The sequence below is a fragment of the Paraplanobispora takensis genome, from assembly GCF_016863195.1.
GTDB lineage: Bacteria > Actinomycetota > Actinomycetes > Streptosporangiales > Streptosporangiaceae > Planobispora > Planobispora takensis.
This window is the reverse complement of sequence record NZ_BOOK01000156.1, coordinates 1-601: the sequence shown is the minus strand read 5'-3', so window position 1 is coordinate 601 and position 601 is coordinate 1. Positions and strand designations below refer to the sequence as shown.

1 pseudogene is annotated in these 601 nt (G+C 70.2%); it reads left to right on the top strand.

The features are described 5' to 3' along the window. Positions 1-601: pseudogene (locus tag Pta02_RS40880) on the top strand (cell division protein FtsK); the annotation flags it as partial.

Here is a 601-nt window from a genome sequence, read left to right as displayed (position 1 = left end):
GTGATCGCGCTGTGGCGCTTCGGCGTCGGGACCGTCCGCACGATCTACCGGCATCCGATCGCCTGCCTGGTGGCGATCGTCCCCGTCGTCGCCGGCGGCGTGTACGGCTGGCAGCAGGCGGCGGGCCTGCTCGGCTTCCTGCTGCTGTGGCTCCTGGCCTGGCGGCTGATCGACCGGGAGACCTTCTCGCCGATCGTCGGCCGTCGGCTGCTGGCCTGGTGGCGCTGGATGTGGATCTACCGGCGGCACTGGCAGCCCGCCATGGTCATCTCCGGTCTCGGGCGTTCGGTGGGCGGCCGGGAGTACCTGCCGCGCCTGCGCAAGGTCACCTGTGATGGCTGGGCCGATGCGGTGCGGGTCAAGATGCTGTCGGGTCAGTCCCATGAGGAGTGGGAGAAGAAGGCTCCGAATCTGGCGCACACCTTCGGCGCTGCCTCCTGCCGCATCACCGTGGGCAGGCCGGGATGGCTGGTGCTGACCTTCCCGCGTAGCGATCCGCTGGCCGTCCCGCTGCCCGCCATCCCGATCAAGGACACGCCTGATCCGGAGTTCGCCGAGACCGGCCTGCGAGAGGACGGCCGGCCGCTCATGCTCCATGTCC